The 18,784-nt window shown below is 63.4% G+C and carries 21 protein-coding genes; 9 read left to right on the top strand and 12 right to left on the bottom strand.

What is annotated here, in order from left to right:
• Window positions 1-30: 30 nt before the first annotated feature.
• The 3 genes from yidC to yihA all read left to right on the top strand — a co-directional run bounded on the left by yidC (window position 31) and on the right by yihA (window position 3,296).
• The gene (yidC, locus tag FEV53_RS05575) at window positions 31-1,854 is read left to right on the top strand and encodes a membrane protein insertase YidC (RefSeq protein ID WP_142833830.1); all 1,824 of its coding nucleotides are present in this window, start codon (window positions 31-33) and stop codon (window positions 1,852-1,854) included.
• Window positions 1,851-2,585, top strand: coding sequence for an MOSC domain-containing protein (locus FEV53_RS05570; protein WP_142833829.1), 735 nt, complete (start codon window positions 1,851-1,853; stop codon window positions 2,583-2,585). The genes yidC and FEV53_RS05570 overlap by 4 nt, the downstream gene beginning before the upstream one ends.
• Window positions 2,586-2,648: 63 nt before the next feature.
• On the top strand, window positions 2,649-3,296 hold the full coding sequence (gene yihA, locus FEV53_RS05565) for a ribosome biogenesis GTP-binding protein YihA/YsxC (RefSeq protein WP_142833828.1): 648 nt from the start codon (window positions 2,649-2,651) through the stop codon (window positions 3,294-3,296).
• Between the two features lie 56 nt (window positions 3,297-3,352).
• Here the strand turns inward: yihA and FEV53_RS05560 are convergent, their stop codons facing one another.
• Together FEV53_RS05560 and FEV53_RS05555 are read right to left on the bottom strand one after the other, a co-directional pair.
• A complete protein-coding gene (locus FEV53_RS05560) occupies window positions 3,353-4,072 on the bottom strand; it encodes an NYN domain-containing protein (protein WP_142833827.1) in 720 nt (239 codons plus the stop codon).
• Window positions 4,073-4,080: 8 nt separating this feature from the next.
• Window positions 4,081-4,581: a GNAT family N-acetyltransferase gene (locus tag FEV53_RS05555; RefSeq protein WP_142833826.1), complete on the bottom strand. Its 501-nt coding sequence runs from the start codon at window positions 4,579-4,581 to the stop codon at window positions 4,081-4,083.
• A 64-nt stretch (window positions 4,582-4,645) separates the two neighbouring features.
• On the opposite strand from FEV53_RS05555, the gene FEV53_RS05550 reads away from it, so the two are divergent.
• Entirely contained in the window at window positions 4,646-5,272 is a 627-nt protein-coding gene (locus tag FEV53_RS05550; protein WP_142833825.1) for a DUF3108 domain-containing protein, read from the top strand.
• A gap of 39 nt (window positions 5,273-5,311) precedes the next feature.
• Window positions 5,312-5,659, top strand: coding sequence for a DUF2794 domain-containing protein (locus FEV53_RS05545; protein WP_142833824.1), 348 nt, complete (start codon window positions 5,312-5,314; stop codon window positions 5,657-5,659).
• Window positions 5,660-5,662: 3 nt separating this feature from the next.
• Here the strand turns inward: FEV53_RS05545 and FEV53_RS05540 are convergent, their stop codons facing one another.
• The 3 genes from FEV53_RS05540 to FEV53_RS05530 all read right to left on the bottom strand — a co-directional run bounded on the left by FEV53_RS05540 (window position 5,663) and on the right by FEV53_RS05530 (window position 8,341).
• Entirely contained in the window at window positions 5,663-6,496 is an 834-nt protein-coding gene (locus FEV53_RS05540; RefSeq protein ID WP_142833823.1) for a C40 family peptidase, read from the bottom strand.
• 1 nt (window position 6,497) lies between these two features.
• Complete coding sequence (locus tag FEV53_RS05535; RefSeq protein WP_246100738.1) at window positions 6,498-7,889, bottom strand: leucyl aminopeptidase family protein; 1,392 nt, start codon at window positions 7,887-7,889, stop codon at window positions 6,498-6,500.
• 80 nt (window positions 7,890-7,969) lie between these two features.
• Window positions 7,970-8,341, bottom strand: a complete 372-nt coding sequence (locus tag FEV53_RS05530; RefSeq protein ID WP_142833822.1) for a hypothetical protein — start codon at window positions 8,339-8,341, stop codon at window positions 7,970-7,972.
• 146 nt (window positions 8,342-8,487) lie between these two features.
• On the opposite strand from FEV53_RS05530, the gene FEV53_RS05525 reads away from it, so the two are divergent.
• Window positions 8,488-9,135 carry a carbonic anhydrase gene (locus FEV53_RS05525; RefSeq protein WP_142833821.1) on the top strand — a complete coding sequence of 216 codons (648 nt, stop codon included), beginning with the start codon at window positions 8,488-8,490 and terminating at the stop codon, window positions 9,133-9,135.
• Window positions 9,136-9,245: 110 nt separating this feature from the next.
• Here the strand turns inward: FEV53_RS05525 and FEV53_RS05520 are convergent, their stop codons facing one another.
• From FEV53_RS05520 to pyrF, 3 genes are all read right to left on the bottom strand, one after another.
• Window positions 9,246-10,268, bottom strand: coding sequence for an aspartate-semialdehyde dehydrogenase (locus FEV53_RS05520; RefSeq protein WP_142833820.1), 1,023 nt, complete (start codon window positions 10,266-10,268; stop codon window positions 9,246-9,248).
• 194 nt (window positions 10,269-10,462) lie between these two features.
• Window positions 10,463-11,257: a metallophosphoesterase gene (locus FEV53_RS05515; RefSeq protein WP_142833819.1), complete on the bottom strand. Its 795-nt coding sequence runs from the start codon at window positions 11,255-11,257 to the stop codon at window positions 10,463-10,465.
• A 6-nt stretch (window positions 11,258-11,263) separates the two neighbouring features.
• Window positions 11,264-11,956, bottom strand: a complete 693-nt coding sequence (pyrF, locus tag FEV53_RS05510) for an orotidine-5'-phosphate decarboxylase (RefSeq protein ID WP_142833818.1) — start codon at window positions 11,954-11,956, stop codon at window positions 11,264-11,266.
• A 111-nt stretch (window positions 11,957-12,067) separates the two neighbouring features.
• Here pyrF and FEV53_RS20795 point away from each other — a divergent pair, with 111 nt between their 5' ends.
• Together FEV53_RS20795 and clpB are read left to right on the top strand one after the other, a co-directional pair.
• Complete coding sequence (locus FEV53_RS20795) at window positions 12,068-12,223, top strand: hypothetical protein (protein WP_185962114.1); 156 nt, start codon at window positions 12,068-12,070, stop codon at window positions 12,221-12,223.
• Between the two features lie 159 nt (window positions 12,224-12,382).
• Window positions 12,383-14,998, top strand: a complete 2,616-nt coding sequence (gene clpB / locus FEV53_RS05505) for an ATP-dependent chaperone ClpB (protein WP_142833817.1) — start codon at window positions 12,383-12,385, stop codon at window positions 14,996-14,998.
• 69 nt (window positions 14,999-15,067) lie between these two features.
• On the opposite strand, the gene acpS is transcribed toward clpB, so the two are convergent.
• Together acpS and FEV53_RS05495 are read right to left on the bottom strand one after the other, a co-directional pair.
• Window positions 15,068-15,484, bottom strand: a complete 417-nt coding sequence (gene acpS, locus FEV53_RS05500) for a holo-ACP synthase (protein ID WP_142833816.1) — start codon at window positions 15,482-15,484, stop codon at window positions 15,068-15,070.
• Between the two features lie 18 nt (window positions 15,485-15,502).
• On the bottom strand, window positions 15,503-16,285 hold the full coding sequence (locus FEV53_RS05495) for a DUF1013 domain-containing protein (protein WP_142833815.1): 783 nt from the start codon (window positions 16,283-16,285) through the stop codon (window positions 15,503-15,505).
• 132 nt (window positions 16,286-16,417) lie between these two features.
• Between FEV53_RS05495 and FEV53_RS05490 the strand changes: the two genes are divergently transcribed.
• Window positions 16,418-17,053 carry a ribonuclease T2 family protein gene (locus tag FEV53_RS05490; protein ID WP_142833814.1) on the top strand — a complete coding sequence of 212 codons (636 nt, stop codon included), beginning with the start codon at window positions 16,418-16,420 and terminating at the stop codon, window positions 17,051-17,053.
• A 10-nt stretch (window positions 17,054-17,063) separates the two neighbouring features.
• Here FEV53_RS05490 and FEV53_RS05485 read toward each other — a convergent pair whose 3' ends face one another.
• Both FEV53_RS05485 and FEV53_RS05480 read right to left on the bottom strand, forming a co-directional pair.
• Window positions 17,064-18,050: an NAD(P)H-quinone oxidoreductase gene (locus FEV53_RS05485; RefSeq protein WP_142833813.1), complete on the bottom strand. Its 987-nt coding sequence runs from the start codon at window positions 18,048-18,050 to the stop codon at window positions 17,064-17,066.
• Entirely contained in the window at window positions 18,043-18,729 is a 687-nt protein-coding gene (locus tag FEV53_RS05480) for a COQ9 family protein (protein WP_246100737.1), read from the bottom strand. The genes FEV53_RS05485 and FEV53_RS05480 overlap by 8 nt, the downstream gene beginning before the upstream one ends.
• Between the last annotated feature and the right edge of the window lie 55 nt (window positions 18,730-18,784).

Genomic DNA, 18,784 nt, shown 5'->3' with positions numbered 1-18,784 from the left:
GAATTGAGCGGACAGGTCAGGATCTCGGCGATGGACGAGCAGAACAGAAACCTCATCTTGGCGACGGTGCTGTCGTTTCTGGTGATCATCGGCTGGATGGTGCTTTTCCCGCCCGAAGAGCCGGTCGCCCCGGAGACACCCGTGGCCGAAGTCACTGGCCCCGCTGCGGTTCCCGCGGCGACGGCAACCGGCACTGGCACCGCCGCCGCTCCGGCCGAAGTGACTGCCGAGGCGGCGCGGATCAGCATCGACACCGAGTCGGTGTCGGGCTCGATCTCCACCATCGGTGGCCGCATCGATGAGTTGTTCCTGAAGAAATACAACGTCACCCTCGATCCCGCGTCGGGCAAGGTGGAACTCCTGCACCCGGTGGGCGATGCCAACTCCTATTACGCCCTGTTCGGCTGGGCACCGGGCGGATCGCTCAGCTACGAGGACGTGCCGGGCGCCGAGACGCCATGGTCCATCGAGGGCAACGACACCCTGACCGAGACCCAGCCGGTGACGCTGGTCTGGCAGAACGGCAAGGGCCTGACCTTCCGCCGCACAATCTCGATCGATGACAGATACATGTTCAACGTCGAGCAGAGTGTCGAGAATGGCACGGGTGAGGCTGTGCGGCTCGCCCCTTATGGCACCGTCGCCCGTCACGGCCTGCCCGAAGGCCGTTCGTTCTTTATCCTGCACGAGGGCGTGGTCCGCATGTCGGATGGCGAGTTGCAGGAGATCGAATACAAGGACATGGAAGATCTCGACCAGATCGCCCGTGAGGGTGGTCCGGCGGATGTGATCGATGTGGCCGAAGGCGGCTGGATCGGCTTTACTGACAAGTACTGGATGACGACGCTGATCCCCAATGCGGGCAAGTCGTTCACCAGCGTCGCCAAATACGTCCCCGGCGCGGGCATCTTCCAGACAGAAGCCCGCCAGCCGACGCTCGACGTTGCGCCCGGTGCCACCGCAACAGCCACCACGCAGCTCTTTGCAGGTGCCAAGGATTGGGAAGCGATCAAGGGCTATCAAGCCGCCGGTGTTGACCGGTTTGTCGATTCTATCGACTGGGGCTGGTTCTTCTTCTTCACCAAACCGATCTTCATGCTGCTGCACTGGCTGAATGGCCTGATTGGCAACATGGGCTGGTCTATCATCGCCCTGACCCTGATCATCAAGGCTCTGGTGCTGCCACTGGCCTATAAATCCTACGTCTCCATGGCGCGGATGAAGGAACTTCAGCCCGAGATGGAGAAACTGAAGGAAAAAGCCGGGGAGGACCGCCAGAAGCTCCAGCAGGGTATGATGGAGCTCTACAAGACCAACAAGGTCAACCCGGCGGCGGGCTGTCTTCCGATCCTGATCCAGATCCCGATCTTTTTCTCGCTGTATAAAGTGATCTTCGTAACGCTTGAGTTGCGCCATGCGCCGTGGATCGCGTGGATCAAGGACCTCTCGGCCCCCGATCCGACCTCGATCCTGAACCTCTTCGGCCTGCTGCCCTGGGGTGTGCCCGAGGCCGACTCGATCTTCGCCATCCTGTCGCTGGGCGTTCTACCGATCCTGCTCGGAATCTCCATGTGGCTGCAGCAGAAGCTGAACCCGGCGCCCGCTGACCCAACGCAGGCCGCGATCTTTGCGTGGATGCCGTGGGTCTTTATGTTCATGCTCGGCAATTTTGCCAGCGGGCTGGTGCTGTACTGGATCGCCAACAACACGATCACCTTCACCCAGCAGTACTTCATCATGCGCTCGCAGGGCTACAAGCCCGACATCTGGGGCAACATCCGCAAGACCTCAGATGCCAAGCCCAAAGCGGCCAATGACGCCAAGCCACCGAAGGGCAAGGCCAAGAGCAAGTGAAGGTCACCGATCTCTGGCGCTATCCGCTGAAGGGTCTGGGACGCGAACGTCTGGAGCAGGTTTACCTGACCACCGACAGCGCCCTGCCCGGAGATCGGGCCTGGGCCGTTCGCCACGCAAACGGCGTCGAGGCCGAGGGGTGGCGCCCCTGCAACGAGTTCCTGCGCACCGCCTCTGGCCCTCTGCTGGCGGCGGTCGAACTCAGCTCCAACGGCGACACCCTCACCCTGATCCATCCGGAGCGGCCTGCGGGCCGCTTCGCGCTGCCTGAAGACGGTGCCCAGCTGATCGACTGGGTTCGCCCCCTCTGGCCCGAGAGCCGCCCGGCCCCTGTCGCCGTGGTCCCCGGTCCAGCCAGCACCGGCATGTCGGATAACGGGCAGGCTACCCTGTCGATCCTGAACCAATCCTCCCTCAACGCGCTCTCGGCCTGTGCCGGCGTCCCGGTGGATCAACGCCGCTTTCGGGGCAATATCGTGATTGACGGAGCCGAGCCCTGGGCCGAGTTCAACTGGATCGGCAAACGCCTGACGCTCGGCTCAATCACCGTCGAGGTCACTGAAGTGATCACCCGCTGCCGCGCCACCGAAGCCAGCCCCGAGACCGGTACCCGCGATGTGAACACGCTCGCCATCCTGCGCGACCAGTTCGGCCATCAAGATTTCGGCGTGTACGCCCGTGTCGTCTCCGGAGGCAGCCTCGCCGTGGGCGACGCAGTCGCGCTCGCCTGATCGTACTGGCATCCCGGCGCCATCGCCGCTATCCGGGGGCGGCCCTTGCGAGAGACATCTGCCATGACTGCCCTGCCCTTCCCCGAAGCATCCCCCAGCGAGGCCGAGCTGGCCACCGGTCAGGCGCTGTTCCGCAAACCCGCGGAGTTTCTAAAGGGCGTCGTCGCCATGTCCGGCCTGCCCGATCCGGACCGCGTCGAGTTCTGCTTTGCCGGACGGTCCAACGTCGGCAAGTCAAGCCTGATCAATGCGCTCACCGGTCGCAAAGGCCTCGCCCGCGCCTCCAACACCCCCGGCCGGACGCAAGAGGTGAATTATTTCACGCTGGAGGACCGCTATCTGGTGGACCTGCCCGGCTACGGTTTCGCCAACGCGCCCGTCGCGGTTGTGGCAGAGTGGCAACGGCTCATGCGCGCCTATCTCTCAGGCCGCGCCAACCTGCGCCGCGCCTTCTTGCTGATCGACCACCGCCACGGTCCCAAAGCTGTGGACGAGGAAATCATGGGGCTCCTCGACACCTCAGCCGTGCCGTTCCAAACCGTGCTGACCAAGGCTGACAAGGTCAAAGCCTCCGACCGCGCCAAAGTTCTGGAAAAGACCCGTGCAACACTGGCCAAACACCCCGCCGCTTTCCCCGAGATCGTCGTGACCTCGTCGGAAAAAGGTCATGGGCTGGAGGATCTGCGCGCGGTAATCGCGGCGATCACCTGACGGTGCAACGGCGCCGATTTTTCACAGAAAAATCGCTCCCCGCATCATCCCCGCGGTTAATCGCGACGACGCACCTGCAACTGGTTCCCCACCCGGCGGGTCTCGAATCGCTTCAACTCCTGCACCAGATCACTGAGCTTGCGCTTCCCGTAGGTGCGGGTGTCGAAATCGGGATGCTCCGCCGTGATGAACTGGCCGAGCTGGCCTAGTGCATACCACTCGTCATCCTGCTCGATCCGGTCCATGGCCTGAATAAACAGCGGCACCGCCTCGATCGGCGCGCGCTTGCCACTCTGTGCCGCCGGGCCATCCGGCGCTTTCACTTCGGGCGGCTCATCGACAATATTCTCGATCAGGATGAAGCGGTTGCAGACCGTGCGCAGGGACACCGGCGCCTTGGCTTCGCCAATACCAATTACATCAAGCCCGTTCTCCCGGATCCGGTTCGCTAACGCAGTGAAATCCGAATCCGACGACACCAGAACGAACCCGTCGAATCGGCCCGTATGCAGGATATCCATCGCGTCGATCACCAGCCCGATATCGGAGGCGTTCTTGCCCACGGTGTTCGCGGTTTCCTGATGCGCTACGAGGCCAAGATCCCTTACGACCTTCGACCAGTTCGACAAGCGCCCCGAAGACCAGTCGCCATATACCCGGCGCAAGGCAGGTTCACCAATGCCGGAGATTTCCTTGAGGATCGCACCGGCATATTTTGCCGGGATGTTGTCCGCGTCAATCAGCACGGCATAGAGCGGGCGGCGTCGGTCAGGCATGGGATTCCTCACAGCTTTCGATACAGAATCAGGGCGTCGACGAGCCCCTCGGCAGGGTGACGGAAAGCTTGGGGCACCCGGCCAATGACGTCAAACTGATGGCTCTGCCAGATCGCCAGCGCGCGGGTATTTGTTGCCAGCACAAAGTTGAACTGCATCGCGTGGTAGCCTGCCTCCTTCGCCCGCACGAGTGCGTGAGCCAGCATCATCCGCGCCACACCTCGTCCCCTTGCCGTAGCAGCGGTTACGAACCCCGCATTGCACACGTGATCCCCCGGCCCTGGCTGATTGGGACGCAGATAATAGGTGCCAAGCCCCTCACCCGCCAGCCAGACTTCGTTGCCCTCCCGGAACCAGTAGTCCAGCGCCGCATGGCGCGAGATCTCCGGGTCCACCGCATAGCTGTCGCCCGCCCGAAAGGCTGGCTCGAGCATCGCCCAGATGGCAGGGGCATCATCGCGGCTCGCACGCGTTATCGACAAATCAGCCGCAGCTTGAATCTCGTGCATTCTCTTGTATGTCCTCGCTGGCGCCTTTCGGGGCCGATGTAACATCAATCGCGGAGTCCCGTCGATGAAATCCCTGATCCTCGCCGCAGGCCTCGCCACCTCAGCTATGCCGGCGGTGGCCGAGACCTACGATATCCGTCTGGCCGGGAGCACGGTCGGTTCGCTGACGGCAACCCCCACTGCGCTGACGAGCCAGCTGAACAACACCCCCATGGGCGCCGCAGATGGATGGTTCAAGGCGACCAGCGACGGCACTACCTATGCCGCCGAAAACAGCGGCGGTCGCAAGATCCGAACCGTGATCGAAGGCGGCCGGGTCACCTCAACCACCGTGACGCCCAACAGCGAAGCGACCGACCTGTCAGAACCCTCCGCCGTGCCCGCAGGTGTCCTCGACCCGGTTCGGGGATTTGCGCAGGTGATGCGCGCAGGAGACTGCCCCGACGCGTTCCGGATGTATGACGGCCGCCGCGCCATTGAGGTGACCCCGAAATCCCGTAGTCGCGAGGGCAACCTTCTGATCTGCCAAATGGATTACCGCGTGATCGCAGGTCCAGGTCACGTATCGCCATTCAGGCTGAAGAACCTCACCATGGAAACCCGCTACACGATCGACGGGGACCGCGTCACCGGAATGGCGCTGATGCGCCTGAAGGCGGGACCATTTACCGTGACCTTGGCGGCGCGCTGAACGCTTGCCAAGCCCGACGCATCCGGTCACGCTGCTGCCATGACCCAGCCTCCCAGCATCCCCTTTCCAGGCCCGGGAAAACCCGAGGACAAGGTTGCCTTTGATCGGGCTGAGCTGGGTGTGATCCTTGGCCTCTACGGTCGCGCCGTCGCCGCGGGTGAATGGCGCGATTACGGGATGTCGTTCCTGCGCGACGTGGCGATCTTTTCGATCTTTCGCCGCAGCGCCGAGCATCCGCTGTATCGTATTGAAAAGCGCCCCCGCCTGCGTCTTCGGCAAGGACAATACGCAGTAATCGGGATGGATGGACAGGTTCTGAAACGGGGCCACGACCTGAAAACCGTGCTCGCCGTGCTGGACCGCAAGCTGATCCGCGCCGTTGACTGACTGCTAAAGACTGAACAGCCGTTTATGCGACGTAAACGGCCCATCGCCCTGATCCGCAATGCGGGCAATGGCGTCGTCGATCCGTTCATACTGGACGGCCATATGATGGGCGTTGGCGTGTATCAGCACCTCGCCGTCCACGGCGATGGCCACATGACCCTTCCAGAAAAACAGATCCCCGCGCCGGGCAGGCCCCTCAGCTGGCACGCCGAGGGTTTGTTCCTGCATGTCGCTATCGCCGGGGCAGGGAATATGGGCGGCGAGGCAGGCCGCCTGCACCAGCCCCGAACAGTCGATTCCGTTTGATGAATTGCCCCCCCAGAGATAGGGCACCCCGAAAAAGAGTTGTGCCACGGACACCGGGTCTTCCACGGGCCGGATCGCTGCGCGCAGATGCGGGCGAGGCACGTGCAGTCCCTCCTCCGTCTCGTAGAATTTCTCGCTCACCGCGACGATCTTCAGCCGCGCCCCAAAGGACAGACGGTGCATCGCCAGGCTCTTCATGTTGGGTTCAGGATAGAGATGGGTCGCAGGGACGCCGACAATGTGCGTCGCCTCTTGCGGCGGGCCCAAGCAGGTCTCGGACACATACCCCACATATCCGTCGCGTGCCGCCCGGACGAAGGCCATCCCGTCCCGCCGCTCATAGACCTCGACCGTCTCGCCCCAGAGCAACTGCCGGTCCCGCGCCGTCGCCTCGGGCGAGGACCATAGATCAGCCACCGGGACCGCGACGCGGGCCGGTTCAGGCGTGACGAATCTCTCCGCGTCCACCTGCCCCTCTAGCGACAGGTCCGCGACGCGCCCATTGGCCGGGGTCAGGCGGCGGTCGGCCATGTCAGAGACCCTCAGACAAAAGGTCGAACAGCGCCCGGGCGCCCTGACCCGCCCCGCCCTTGGGGCGGCCCGGCTTGGGCGATGGTGTCCAGCCATACATATCGAAATGCAGGTAGCGCCGCGCGTCAGCGGCGAAGCGGCGCAGGAACAGCGCGGCCGTGATCGAGCCCGCGAATCCGCCCGAAGGCGCATTGTCGAGATCCGCAATTCCCGGCTCGATCATCTCTTCATAAGGTGCCCAAAACGGCATCCGCCACAGCGGATCAGCCACCCGTCGCGAGGCCTCCCCCAGCCGGTCGGCCAGCCTGTCGTCGTCGGTGTAGAACGGCACGACATCAGGACCCAGTGCTACCCGCGCAGCCCCGGTAAGGGTCGCCATGCTGACCAGCAGGTCCGTGGGCTCCTCCGTCGCCAGCGCCAGCGCGTCGGCAAGCACCAAACGCCCCTCCGCGTCGGTATTGTTCACTTCAACCGTCAGGCCCTTGCGCGAGGGCAGAATGTCGCCGGGCCGGAACGCGTCCCCGGCTACCGCATTTTCGACCGCCGGGATCAGCACCCGCAGACGCAGATCGAGGCCGGTGGCCATGATCATCCGCGCCAGCCCAAGCACAGTCGCCGCGCCCCCCATATCCTTTTTCATCAAGCCCATGGAGCCTCCGGGCTTGAGGTTCAGCCCGCCCGTGTCAAAGCACACGCCCTTGCCCACAAGGGTCACGGCAGGTCCCGCCTCACCCCAGCGCAGGTCGATCAACCGCGGCGCACGCGTCTCCCCCGCCGCCTGCCCGACGGTGTGGATGAGCGGGTAGCCCTCCGCCAGATCCGCTCCGGTGGTCACGGCGCAACTGGCGCCGAACTCTTCCGCGAGGTCCCGCGCTGTCGCCTCCAGGGCTGCCGGACCCATGTCGCGAGCGGGAGTGTTGATCAGATCGCGGGTCAGGGCTTCGCCAGCCGCAATCGCTTCCAGTCGGGCCGCATTGACCTCCTCGGGCGCAATCAGCATGGCCGCAGGCGCCGGCGCGGCCGCGTAGCGCTCGAAGCTGTAACCCGCCAGAAGCCACCCCAGCGCCATCTCTTCCCGAGCCTCTCCGGCCAGCGCAGTCTCCAAACGCCAGGTCCCGCCCTTCAATGCGGCGCGCGCAGACGCGAGTTGAAACCGACCCCGTGCTCGATCCTCATCCGACCCAAGACCGACCAGCCCCGCCGCTGGCTGCCCGTCAGGGCCGGGCAGGAGCACCACTTGCCCGGACGCTCCTGAAAATCCCATCGCGCTGGCCCAGGCCCGGAACATCTCCGTCGCGTCCTCTTGCCAAGCGGCATATTCATCGGGGCTGAGTGCGTAGAGTGGGCGCGCCGCGCTATCCGGTGCGGCAAAGGTCATCTGATCTCGGGACATGGCTTGGCCTCTGGCTGACATTTGGGTCGAGCCTACAAGTCCCAGCAGCAGCCGCAACGGCAGAAAGCCGCCCACCCCCCTCAGCAGCCGGTTGCCACTTCCACCTCATGGTCGTCCTCAGCCTCCTCCATTTCCACCAATCCCAGCGAGCCGAACCATGCAAGACGCGCAACATTGGCGGCAAGAGCGGCGGTGTCGTCCCCGCGCGCCATCCCACTGACCGTGCGAGCGATTGTTGCAACAGCGGGCAAACCGGCCTGATCTGCGACTTTGGCCAGATGTTGCGCGGCCTGCGGCAATTGCGCCCGGTCGCGCGACCAGGACCATCCGATCCGCGCCAGTGCATCTGCCAGCGGATCCACCAGACATTCGGCTGGAGACGATGCGCATCGGTCAACGCCGTGATGAATGTCTCTTTTCGCACGCGGCGTCTCTGTAGATGTATGATCCATATGAATATCCCGGTTACGAAGTTCCGTGCCTGACCAACCCCGCCTCAGCCTGTTGCAAGGATAATGAACAGGGAGTTGAGCGAAGCCTCGAATTTCGAGACAAAGCGAGTTAAACCGTTAGGGAAATGTTCATAATGGAGACCCCGATGGGCATCGCAAAGCCGCTCCCCAGTTACCTCTCACAGCGTTACCACGGCTGGCACGCCACAACGTATTCGGAGAATCAGGCCTGGTATCGCCGTCTCGCGGACGAGGGCCAACGCCCCCGGGCGATGGTCATTTCCTGCTGTGACAGCCGCGTGCATGTGACCGCGATTTTTGGCGCCGAGCAGGGAGAGTTCTTTATCCATCGCAACATCGCCAACCTCGTCCCCCCCTACGAGCCGGATGGCAATCAGCACGGCACCTCGGCTGCGGTGGAATACGCGGTCACGGCGCTGAAAGTGTCGAACATCATCGTCATGGGCCATTCGCTCTGCGGCGGGGTGAAGGGCTGCTACGATATGTGCTCAGGCCACGCCCCAGAGCTGGAGGAAACCTCCAGCTTTGTCGGGCGCTGGATGGATCTACTGCGACCGGGCTATGAAAAGCTGCCAGAGGGCGACGAGGCCGCTCGCGTCGCAGAGCTGGAGCTTGAAGCGGTGCGGACGTCGATCAACAACCTGATGACCTTCCCCTATGTGGCGGAAGCGGTGGAGAATAACAGCCTGTCGCTCCACGGCGTGCATCACGATATCAAGGAAGGAGTCCTGACCGTCCTTGACGGCGAGTCAGGAAGGTTCTTTCCGGTGTGAGCCACCCCCCCACCCGAGTACACGCGTATAAAAACAAAGAGCGCCCAAAGGCGCTCTTTTCATTTTAACAAGATGCAGGTCCGGCTGTCGCGCAGACCATAGATCGGGGCTCACCCCTTTTTCAGCACCTCACGGCCGAGCAGCTCAGCGATCTGCACCGCGTTCAGAGCGGCGCCTTTCCGAAGGTTGTCACTGACGCACCAGAAGGACAGGCCATTGTCGATGGTCGGGTCCTGGCGGATCCGACTGATGAAGGTCGCGAAATCGCCCACGCATTCGACTGGCGTCACATAGCCGCCATCTTCGCGCTTATCGACGACCATGATGCCCGGAGCTTCGCGCAGGATGTCACGGGCCTCGTCTTCGTCGAGGAAATCCTCGGTCTCGATATTCACCGCCTCGGAATGCCCAACAAACACCGGCACGCGGACGCAGGTCGCATGAACCTTGATCGACGGATCGACGATCTTCTTGGTCTCGGCAACCATCTTCCATTCTTCCTTGGTCGAGCCGTCTTCCATGAAGACGTCGATATGAGGAATGACGTTGAAGGCGATCTGCTTGGTGTAGACCTTCGGCGGCACGTCGGCGGTGGGGTTGTAGACGGCTTTGGTCTGGTCCCACAGCTCGTCGATGGCCTCTTTGCCCGAGCCCGACACGGATTGGTAGGTCGAGACCACCACGCGCTTGATCTTTGCCCGGTCATGAAGCGGCTTCAGCGCCACCACCATCTGCGCGGTCGAGCAGTTGGGGTTGGCGATGATGTTTTTCTTCGAATAGCCGTGCACATCCTGAGGGTTCACCTCGGGCACGATCAGCGGCACCTCGGGATCATAACGGTAAAGCGACGAGTTATCGATCACCACGCAGCCGGCCTTGGCGGCCTTGGGCGCATAGGTCTTCGTCGCGTCCGAGCCGATGGCAAACAGCGCCATGTCCCAGCCAGTGAAATCAAACGTGTCGAGATCTTTGGTGATCAGGGTCTTGTCGCCATAGCCGACTTCCGTTCCCAGCGACTTCCGCGAGGCCAGCGCCACAACCTCATCAGCGGGGAATTCCCGCTCGGCGAGGATGTTCAGCATCTCGCGGCCCACATTGCCCGTGGCACCCACAACGGCAATTTTGTAGCCCATCTCGATCCCTTTCATTGAAGACGCGGTCCCTTACTCTATTCTAAGGTAGCGTGAAAGGGGTTCAGGCTGTGCCGGACCGGAAAACTGGAAATCGGGAGACAGAAATGCTGTATTTTATCGTTCTTATCATCCTCGTGGCGCTGCTGGGCCTGTCGGTCTTCAACTACATGCAGTCTAAGTAAGCCGCTCCGGGTTCAGCCGGCCGATATCAACGGTTGGCGACCAGCTTCGTCGAGGGTCCAGACACGGCCCTCGTCGAACACCGCCGGAACAAGGGGCCGGCCATAGGCTGCCCCCCCATCGAGATTGACGCGATTGCCGTGGTGCACCGGCGCCTCCATCGCCGTATGTCCGTGGACAACGAGCCACGGCAGCGTCCCGGTGTAGTCCAGCCAGCCATCGCGGATCCAAATCAGATCCTCTTCGTTCTGCTCAGACAGCGCCACACCGGGTCGAATGCCCGCATGAACGAACAAGAACGCACCCAGCTCAACAAACAGCTCACTCTGAGCGATAAATGCCCGGTGTTCCTGCGGCACGACCTCGCCCGCGTGCTCGACTAACTCGTGCAATCCCAGCCGTGACGAACCTTTCAGGTGATAGGACACCAACGTTTCCCGACCACCCGTGCCGGGGCTGAGAAACTGGGCTGCCCCGGACAGCCCATATGAGGCGATCGTGCCGTCGCCACCCAAACGCGGATTGAGCCAGCTTATCCCCGACTTGATCTGGGGATCGTGGATCTCGGCTACATTGAGGAAGTTCAGGAACATCCGGTCATGGTTGCCCCGGACAAAGCGCCAGGGTTTGCCCCCATCCCGCCCGTCAATGAGGCGCTGCAACACCCCCCGGCTGTCCGGGCCGCGGTCTACGTAGTCGCCGAGAAACACAATCTGCGCCTCCGGCCCGCCATCCGCTTCGATCAGCGCCAGCGCCCGGTCGAGCTTGTCGAGATGGCCATGAATATCGCCAACGGCATAGATCGCCATGGGAGGTCAGCCCTTGATCTCATCGAGAATGGCCCGCGCCGCCTGGACGGGGTTCTGCGCCTGCCAGACGGGGCGCCCCACCACGATGTGATCCGCCCCGGCGTCAAGCGCAGCGCGCGGCGTGGCGATCCGCTTCTGGTCGCCTGTGGCCGCTCCCCTCGGTCGCACTCCCGGCGTGACGATCAGACGGCCTTCGGCCTCGGATAGCGCGCGAATGCCGGCGGCCTCGTGGGGCGAGGCGATCACCCCGTCCGCGCCCGCCTCAAAGGCCCGCGCCGCGCGCTCCAGCACCAGATCGGCCACATCGCCCTCGCGGATCAGGCAGGCATCCAGATCGCCCCGGTCCAGCGAGGTCAGCACCGTGACAGCGAGGATCTTTGTGTTGCTGCCCGCAGCCCCCTCCATCGCCGCACGCACCACATGAGGATCACCGTGGACGGTCAGGAAATCTAGGTCGAACCGCGCCAGCCCGCGCACCGCCGCCTCGACCGTCGCACCGATGTCAAAGAGTTTCATGTCGAGGAAAATGCGCTTGCCGCGCTCGTCTTTCAGCTCCTGCGCGGCGGCGAGCCCCCCGCCGGTCAGCATCCCCAAACCGATTTTGTAGAACCCCACATGCTCGCCGAGCATATCGGCCAGAGCGAGCGCCGAAAGCGCGTCAGGGACATCCAGAGCCACAATCAGGCGATCATCGGACATTGTCGTTCCTCCTTGAAATCGGCGCGCGCTGGCGACATCTTCGGGAGAGGCACCGCTCGCTGTCTGCGTCAGGTCAGTGGGCCAAGGATGGGCGGAGCGCAAGGGGCTGACATGAGCATTGAACGAGGAAACAAACGCGGCAAATGGCTCGCTTTCGCGGTCCTCGCGACCGCAGCGGCGGCGATCCTTGCGGGGACTCTGGTCGTACAGTCCCCCCGTGGCGAGGTGACCATAGAGGCGGACACCGCAGAGGGCGCCGGCGACTGAGGCGGACGAGCCGGCAAGAGGGACCAAATCGGCGGTGCAATTTTGCAACATTGCACCCTTGATCCCGCGCAAATCATCTCCACATTTTAAGCGAGGCCCCGGGGGACGGCGCTGCCAGAGCAGGCCGCCAAACAGGGGTGCTTGATAGAGGAGAGAGACATGAACTTTGAAAAGTTCACCGAGCGGTCGCGCGGCTTCATTCAGGCGGCACAGACCATCGCCACCCGCGAAAACCACCAGCAACTTACGCCGGAGCACTTGCTGAAGGCGCTGCTCGATGACGAGCAGGGGCTGGCGGCCAACCTGATCGCCCGCTCTGGCGGCGCGCCGGAACGTGTTGTGCAGGCCATCGAGATGGCGATGGCAAAACTGCCGCAGGTTTCCGGCGATGCCGGACAGGTCTATCTGGACAAGGCCACGGTCAAGGTCCTGAGCGAGGCGGAAAAGCTGGCCCAGAAGGCGGGTGACAGCTTTGTGCCGGTCGAGCGGATCCTCACCGCGCTGGCCATGGTGAAATCGAAGGCCAAGGAGGCGCTGGATGCGGGCGCGGTAAACGCTCAGGCCCTAAACAGCGCGATCAACGATCTGCGCAAAGGCCGGACCGCCGATAGTGCCTCCGCCGAGGATGGCTACGAGTCGCTGAAGAAATTCTCCATCGACCTCACCGATCGCGCCCGCGAAGGCAAGATCGACCCGATCATCGGTCGGGACGATGAGATCCGCCGCACAATGCAGGTTCTCAGCCGCCGTACGAAGAACAACCCGGTTCTGATTGGTGAACCCGGCGTGGGAAAAACCGCGATTGCCGAGGGCCTCGCCCTGCGTATCGTCGATGGCGATGTGCCGGAGTCGCTGCGCAACAAGCGCCTGCTGGCCCTCGACATGGGCGCGCTGATCGCCGGTGCCAAATATCGCGGCGAGTTTGAAGAACGGCTAAAGTCGATCCTCAAGGAGGTCGAAGCCGCCGCTGGCGAAATCGTCCTGTTCATCGACGAGATGCACACCTTGGTGGGCGCGGGCAAAGCCGATGGCGCCATGGACGCCTCAAACCTGTTGAAGCCCGCTCTGGCGCGCGGCGAGCTGCACTGCGTCGGTGCCACCACGCTCGACGAATATCGCAAGCACGTGGAGAAAGACGCGGCGCTGGCCCGTCGCTTCCAGCCTGTCGTGGTTGAAGAGCCCACGGTGCCAGACACGATCTCCATACTGCGCGGCATCAAGGAGAAGTACGAGCTGCATCACGGGGTCCGCATCTCCGACTCGGCGCTGGTGACGGCGGCGACGCTCTCGCATCGCTACATCACCGACCGCTTCCTGCCGGATAAGGCCATCGACCTCATGGACGAGGCCGCCAGCCGTCTGCGCATGGAGGTGGACAGCAAGCCCGAGGAACTCGATGCGCTCGACCGCGACATCCTGCAAAAGCAGATCGAGGCCGAGGCCCTGCGCAAAGAGGACGACCGCGCGTCGAAGGACCGGCTTGAGGCATTGGAGAAAGAGCTGGCCGAGTTGCAGGACCGGGCCGCCGCGATGACCGCGAACTGGCAGGCCGAGCGCGATAAGCTCGATCGGGGCCGCGAAGTGCAGGAGCAGCTTGATCGCGCCCGCGCCGAGCTGGAGATAGCCAAGCGCAACGGGGACCTCGCGCGTGCAGGGGAACTCTCCTACGGCATCATCCCCGAGTTGGAGCGGAAACTCGGTGAGGCGGAGACGCAGGATGAGGAGCTGATGGTTGAAGAGACCGTCCGCCCGGAGCAGATCGCACAGGTGGTCGAGCGCTGGACCGGCATCCCGACCTCGAAAATGCTTGAGGGCGAGCGGGAGAAACTCCTGCGCATGGAGGACGAGCTGCGCAAGCGCGTCATCGGTCAGGACGACGCCGTCCGCGCCGTGGCCAACGCCGTGCGCCGTGCGCGGGCCGGTCTCAATGACGAGAACCGTCCGCTGGGCTCCTTCCTGTTCCTCGGCCCGACCGGCGTGGGCAAAACCGAGCTGACCAAGGCCGTCGCGAATTACCTTTTCGACGACGATCAGGCCATGGTGCGCGTCGACATGTCCGAGTTCATGGAGAAACACGCCGTCGCCCGCCTGATCGGCGCCCCCCCCGGCTATGTGGGCTATGACGAGGGCGGGGTCCTGACCGAAGCCGTCCGTCGCCGCCCGTATCAGGTGGTCCTGTTTGACGAGGTTGAAAAGGCGCATCCGGACGTGTTCAACGTGCTGTTGCAGGTGCTCGATGACGGCGTGCTGACCGATGGTCAGGGCCGCAAAGTGGACTTCAAGCAGACGCTGATCATCCTGACGTCCAACCTCGGATCGCAGGCGCTGAGCCAGATCCCCGAGGGCGGCGACAGCGCGCAGGCGCGACGCGATGTGATGGATGCGGTCCGGGCTCACTTCCGGCCCGAGTTCCTGAACCGGCTCGATGAGACGGTGATCTTCGACCGCCTCAGCCGCGCCGATATGGACGGGATCGTGACCATCCAGCTCGGACGTCTGGAAAGACGTCTGGCGGGCCGCAAGATCCATCTGGAGCTCACCGATGCCGCGCGCACCTGGCTGGCCGATGAGGGCTATGATCCGGTCTTTGGCGCCCGTCCGCTCAAGCGCGTTATCCAGCGCGCTTTGCAGGATCAACTCGCCGAGATGATCCTCGCCGGGGATGTGGCCGACGGTGACACCGTGCCGGTGGATGCGGGAACAGACGGTCTTATCGTCGGCGACCGGGTCTCCCGCTCCAACCGTCAACCGCCGCAGGACGCGGTGGTCCACTGAACACTGATTGGCCCCGTCCAAGTGGCGGGGCCATCGCGTTTCCCGGTATCAAGCCTGCGCCCGTATGGCTCACGCAGGCAGTGCCGCCTCAACAGGCCGCGCCTCTATCACCACGAAGGCCTGTGCCCAGGGGTGGTCGTCGGTCAGCGTGACGTGGATGATGGACTCATGTCCCGGCGGGGTCATGGAGGCCAGACGCTCAGCCGCCCAGCCGGTGACGTGCATCACGGGCTGGCCCGTGGGCAGGTTGGTCACCGCCATATCCTTCCACGCGATGCCCATCCTGAGGCCAGTGCCCAGCGCCTTGGAGCACGCTTCCTTGGCCGCCCAGCGTTTGGCGTAGGTACCGACCGAATCGGCCCGCGCTTCGGCCTTGCGCTGCTCGGCCTCGGTAAAGACCCGATTGCGGAAGCGGTCGCCAAAGCGGTCCAGCACTCCCGCAATGCGGTCGATATTGGCAAGGTCGGTTCCAATCCCGAGGATCATCGCGGAGTCCCGAACCGATCAGGGCTGTTCGTCTTCGTCCTCATCCCCTTCACCATGGGGCAGGTTGAAGAAGCTGTCGGCGTCGCTCACATCGCGGCTGTCGGATCCCCCAAACGGATCGTTCTCAGTCTCGTCAGAATCGTTGCCGGTCAGAGTAAATGTCTCCAGACCCGAAATTGATGACGGCATTTTCGGCTCGGGATCGGCAGCAAGGCTCTGCTCGGTGGACACCAGCTTGCGACGCTCCTCGTCGCTCATCACCGTGCCTTCCTTGGCCTTCTTAGCGGCGGCTTTCTGCACTTCGCGGTCGAGCTCGGACTGCTTACACAGGCCCAGCGCCACCGGATCCACCGGCTGAAGGTTCTGGATATTCCAGTGGGTGCGCTCGCGGATCGCCTGAATGGTCGGCTTCGTGGTGCCTACGAGTTTCGCAATCTGGCTGTCGGCCAGTTCGGGGTGGAATTTTACCATCCACAGGATCGAGGCGGGGCGGTCCTGACGCTTGGACAGGGGCGTGTACCGGGGGCCACGACGCTTTTCCTCGCCCACGGCGGCAGGGTTGAACTTCAACTTCAGCTTGTGGAGCGGGTCCTTTTCGGCGACCTCGATTTCCTCGGCGGTGAGCTGGTTATTGGTGATCGGATCAAAGCCCTTCACACCGGCGGCCACATCGCCATCGGCAATGCCCTGCACCTCCAGCTCATGCAGCCCACAGAAATCGGCGACCTGCTTAAAGGTCAGCGTCGTGTTGTCCACCAGCCAGACGGCGGTGGCTTTTGCCATGATCGGTTTGTCAGCCATGGAATGTCTCCTTAACCTCTGGACATGATGCGACATGCCCCGTGAGGGGCGGCCCGCGTTCTGGACCAAGTTCGCATTGTCGGGGAACTCGCGAACGATATAAAGATCCCAAGTGCCAAAGGGAAGAAGCAAATGCGTCACATTCTGAGCACCCTTATCGCGGTCCTTGTCTGGGCGGGCGGCGCTCTGGCCGAGGACAAAGCCGGCGAGTTCGACTACTACGTCATGGCGTTGTCATGGTCCCCGAACTGGTGCGCCCTCGAAGGGGATGGCCGCGACAGCCCTCAATGCGATAAGCCGCTGGGTTGGGTGCTGCACGGGCTCTGGCCCCAGTATGAGCGCGGCTACCCGGAATATTGCCGCACCAGCGCCCGCGATCCATCGAAACGCCAAACCGCTGCCATGGTCGATATTATGGGCAGCTCCGGCTCCGCGTGGTATCAGTGGAAGAAACATGGGCGCTGCTCTGGCCTCTCGCCCGAAGCCTATTTCGAGCAGGCGCGCGAAGCCTATGACGGCGTAACGCGCCCGGCCACCCTGCGCAAACTCACGGCGCCCGTGACCTTGCCCGCCCGCCTGATCGAAGAGGCTTTCCTCAACGAAAACCCCGGCCTCTTTCCGGATGCCCTGACCGTGACCTGCCGCGACAACCGTATTCAGGAGGTGCGGATCTGCCTCGACCGCGACGATCTCACGCCCCGGCGCTGCGGCGCCGATGTAATCAGGGATTGCCAGGCGAAATCTGCGATCTTCGACCCGATCCGCTAAGGGGGACGGGTCAGCCGCCCGCCACCTCCAGCACGATCTTGCCGATGTGCCCGGAGCTCTCCATTCGGGCATGAGCCGCCGCGGCCTCTTCCAGCGGAAACAACTGATCCATTACCGGCCCGATCCGGCCATCAGCGATCAGCGGCCAGACCTCCGCCTTCAGTTCCCGTGCGATCTGCGCCTTGGCCTCGTCGCTCTGGGGACGGAGGGTAGACCCGGTGAGCGTCAGCCGCTTCGTCATCACCTGCGCAAAGTTCAGCTCGGCTTTCGGACCACCCAGGAAGGCGATCATCACCAGCCGCCCGTCAGGCTTCAGCGCCCGGACGTTGCGCGGGATATAGTCGCCGCCCACCATGTCGAGGATCACGTCCGCGCCGCCCATGTCCTTAAGCACGCTGACGAAATCCTCCTCACGATAGTTGATCGCTCGCTCCGCCCCAAGCCGCTCGCAGGCCGCGCATTTTTCCGCAGAGCCCGCGGTGGTTACAACCCGCGCGCCGCGTGCATGGGCCAGCTGGATCGCCGTCGTTCCAATTCCCGAAGACCCTCCGTGGATCAGCAGCGTCTCGCCCCCTCGCAAAGATCCCCGACGGAACACATTCGTCCAGACGGTAAAACAGGTTTCGGGCAGAGCCGCCGCTTCTCGCAGGGACAAGCCCTCCGGAACCGGCAGGCAATGGGCGGCGGGGCAACGGACGTATTCAGCATAGCCCCCTCCAGGCAAAAGTGCGCAGACCTGTTGTCCGACGAGAGCCTCTGCCCCCGCGCCCGCCGCGACGACCTCGCCCGAGCATTCGAGTCCCGGCAAATCCGATGCTCCCGGTGGCGGATCATACGCCCCCGCCCGCTGCAACGCGTCGGGCCGGTTCACCCCGGCATAAGCCACCCGAATCACAACCTCGCCCGCTCCGGGCTCAGGCCTTGCACGGGTGGCGGGCACGAGCACCTCTGGCCCGCCCGGCCCTGAGATCTCGATCACACGCATCTGATCAGCCATTTTCGCCCTCGCCAAAGATCGCCCCGGGGAACCCCTGCGGTGGTCGCACCGGCGCCTGGACCCGCGACATGAGAAAATTGGGCCCCGACATCATCAACCGCCCCAGCGGATTTCCATTCACCGCCGATTTCACCTTCTGGAACCGCATCACATCACCGATTCGTCGGTCGATAAAATCCCGCGTTGCTGAATATCCCGGCGAACTGTCCCCAAGCCAATAGAGCACCACCGAACTGTAAACTCCCGACAGCGTCATGCGCTTCGTGTACCAATTGCCGTCAGTGGAACTGTCGCCCAGCGCATTCCAGATGGCATCCGCCGTACTCCAGACTAGCTTCGCGCCTTCACCCGCGTAGAACGGCAGAGAAAACACAGCCATGCCCCGTCGCACGGCCTCGCGATCGAGGCCGTCAAGCCGCAGCCAGATCACCTCGGCCACCTTCTCGCTGTAGCGCAGATCCGCCAGATCCGCTGCTTTCACCTTCGTACTGAGTTCACGGTCACAGCGCAGATGATAGGCCTTGGCCATGTCGACGCCGCCGCGCGGGAACAGAGCCTTCGCCTCCGGCATGCTTATCCCCACATCCCGGGCCGCTTGTCCCAGAGTTGCGTCGCTCCAGCCGTCGAACGCCACATGCATCAGCGCCGCATCCAGTAGCTTGTCCCTCGGATCCTGCATGGTCTCTCCTTTCGCAACGACCTTCATGTAACCCGTTTCAGCGGCATTGGCAGCA

Origin of the sequence: Palleronia caenipelagi (assembly GCF_007004065.1) — a bacterium.
Taxonomy (GTDB): domain Bacteria; phylum Pseudomonadota; class Alphaproteobacteria; order Rhodobacterales; family Rhodobacteraceae; genus Palleronia; species Palleronia caenipelagi.
The sequence above is the reverse complement of the archived record's forward strand: the minus strand, read 5'-3'. Positions and strand labels throughout refer to the sequence as shown.

Bases quoted from the DNA above. Each gene is read 5' to 3' on its own strand.
- FEV53_RS05550 (WP_142833825.1), top strand. From the start codon at position 4,646: ATGAAATCCCTGATCCTCGCCGCAGGCCTCGCCACCTCAGCTATGCCG.
- FEV53_RS05545 (WP_142833824.1), top strand. From the start codon at position 5,312: ATGACCCAGCCTCCCAGCATCCCCTTTCCAGGCCCGGGAAAACCCGAG.
- acpS (WP_142833816.1), bottom strand. From the start codon at position 15,484: ATGATCCTCGGGATTGGAACCGACCTTGCCAATATCGACCGCATTGCG.
- FEV53_RS05520 (WP_142833820.1), bottom strand. From the start codon at position 10,268: ATGGGCTACAAAATTGCCGTTGTGGGTGCCACGGGCAATGTGGGCCGC.
- yihA (WP_142833828.1), top strand. From the start codon at position 2,649: ATGACTGCCCTGCCCTTCCCCGAAGCATCCCCCAGCGAGGCCGAGCTG.
- clpB (WP_142833817.1), top strand. From the start codon at position 12,383: ATGAACTTTGAAAAGTTCACCGAGCGGTCGCGCGGCTTCATTCAGGCG.
- yidC (WP_142833830.1), top strand. From the start codon at position 31: ATGGACGAGCAGAACAGAAACCTCATCTTGGCGACGGTGCTGTCGTTT.
- FEV53_RS05515 (WP_142833819.1), bottom strand. From the start codon at position 11,257: ATGGCGATCTATGCCGTTGGCGATATTCATGGCCATCTCGACAAGCTC.
- FEV53_RS05480 (WP_246100737.1), bottom strand. From the start codon at position 18,729: ATGCAGGATCCGAGGGACAAGCTACTGGATGCGGCGCTGATGCATGTG.
- FEV53_RS05490 (WP_142833814.1), top strand. From the start codon at position 16,418: ATGCGTCACATTCTGAGCACCCTTATCGCGGTCCTTGTCTGGGCGGGC.
- FEV53_RS05535 (WP_246100738.1), bottom strand. From the start codon at position 7,889: ATGTCCCGAGATCAGATGACCTTTGCCGCACCGGATAGCGCGGCGCGC.
- FEV53_RS05495 (WP_142833815.1), bottom strand. From the start codon at position 16,285: ATGGCTGACAAACCGATCATGGCAAAAGCCACCGCCGTCTGGCTGGTG.
- FEV53_RS05555 (WP_142833826.1), bottom strand. From the start codon at position 4,581: ATGCACGAGATTCAAGCTGCGGCTGATTTGTCGATAACGCGTGCGAGC.
- pyrF (WP_142833818.1), bottom strand. From the start codon at position 11,956: ATGTCCGATGATCGCCTGATTGTGGCTCTGGATGTCCCTGACGCGCTT.
- FEV53_RS20795 (WP_185962114.1), top strand. From the start codon at position 12,068: ATGAGCATTGAACGAGGAAACAAACGCGGCAAATGGCTCGCTTTCGCG.
- FEV53_RS05530 (WP_142833822.1), bottom strand. From the start codon at position 8,341: ATGGATCATACATCTACAGAGACGCCGCGTGCGAAAAGAGACATTCAT.
- FEV53_RS05560 (WP_142833827.1), bottom strand. From the start codon at position 4,072: ATGCCTGACCGACGCCGCCCGCTCTATGCCGTGCTGATTGACGCGGAC.
- FEV53_RS05525 (WP_142833821.1), top strand. From the start codon at position 8,488: ATGGGCATCGCAAAGCCGCTCCCCAGTTACCTCTCACAGCGTTACCAC.
- FEV53_RS05540 (WP_142833823.1), bottom strand. From the start codon at position 6,496: ATGGCCGACCGCCGCCTGACCCCGGCCAATGGGCGCGTCGCGGACCTG.
- FEV53_RS05485 (WP_142833813.1), bottom strand. From the start codon at position 18,050: ATGGCTGATCAGATGCGTGTGATCGAGATCTCAGGGCCGGGCGGGCCA.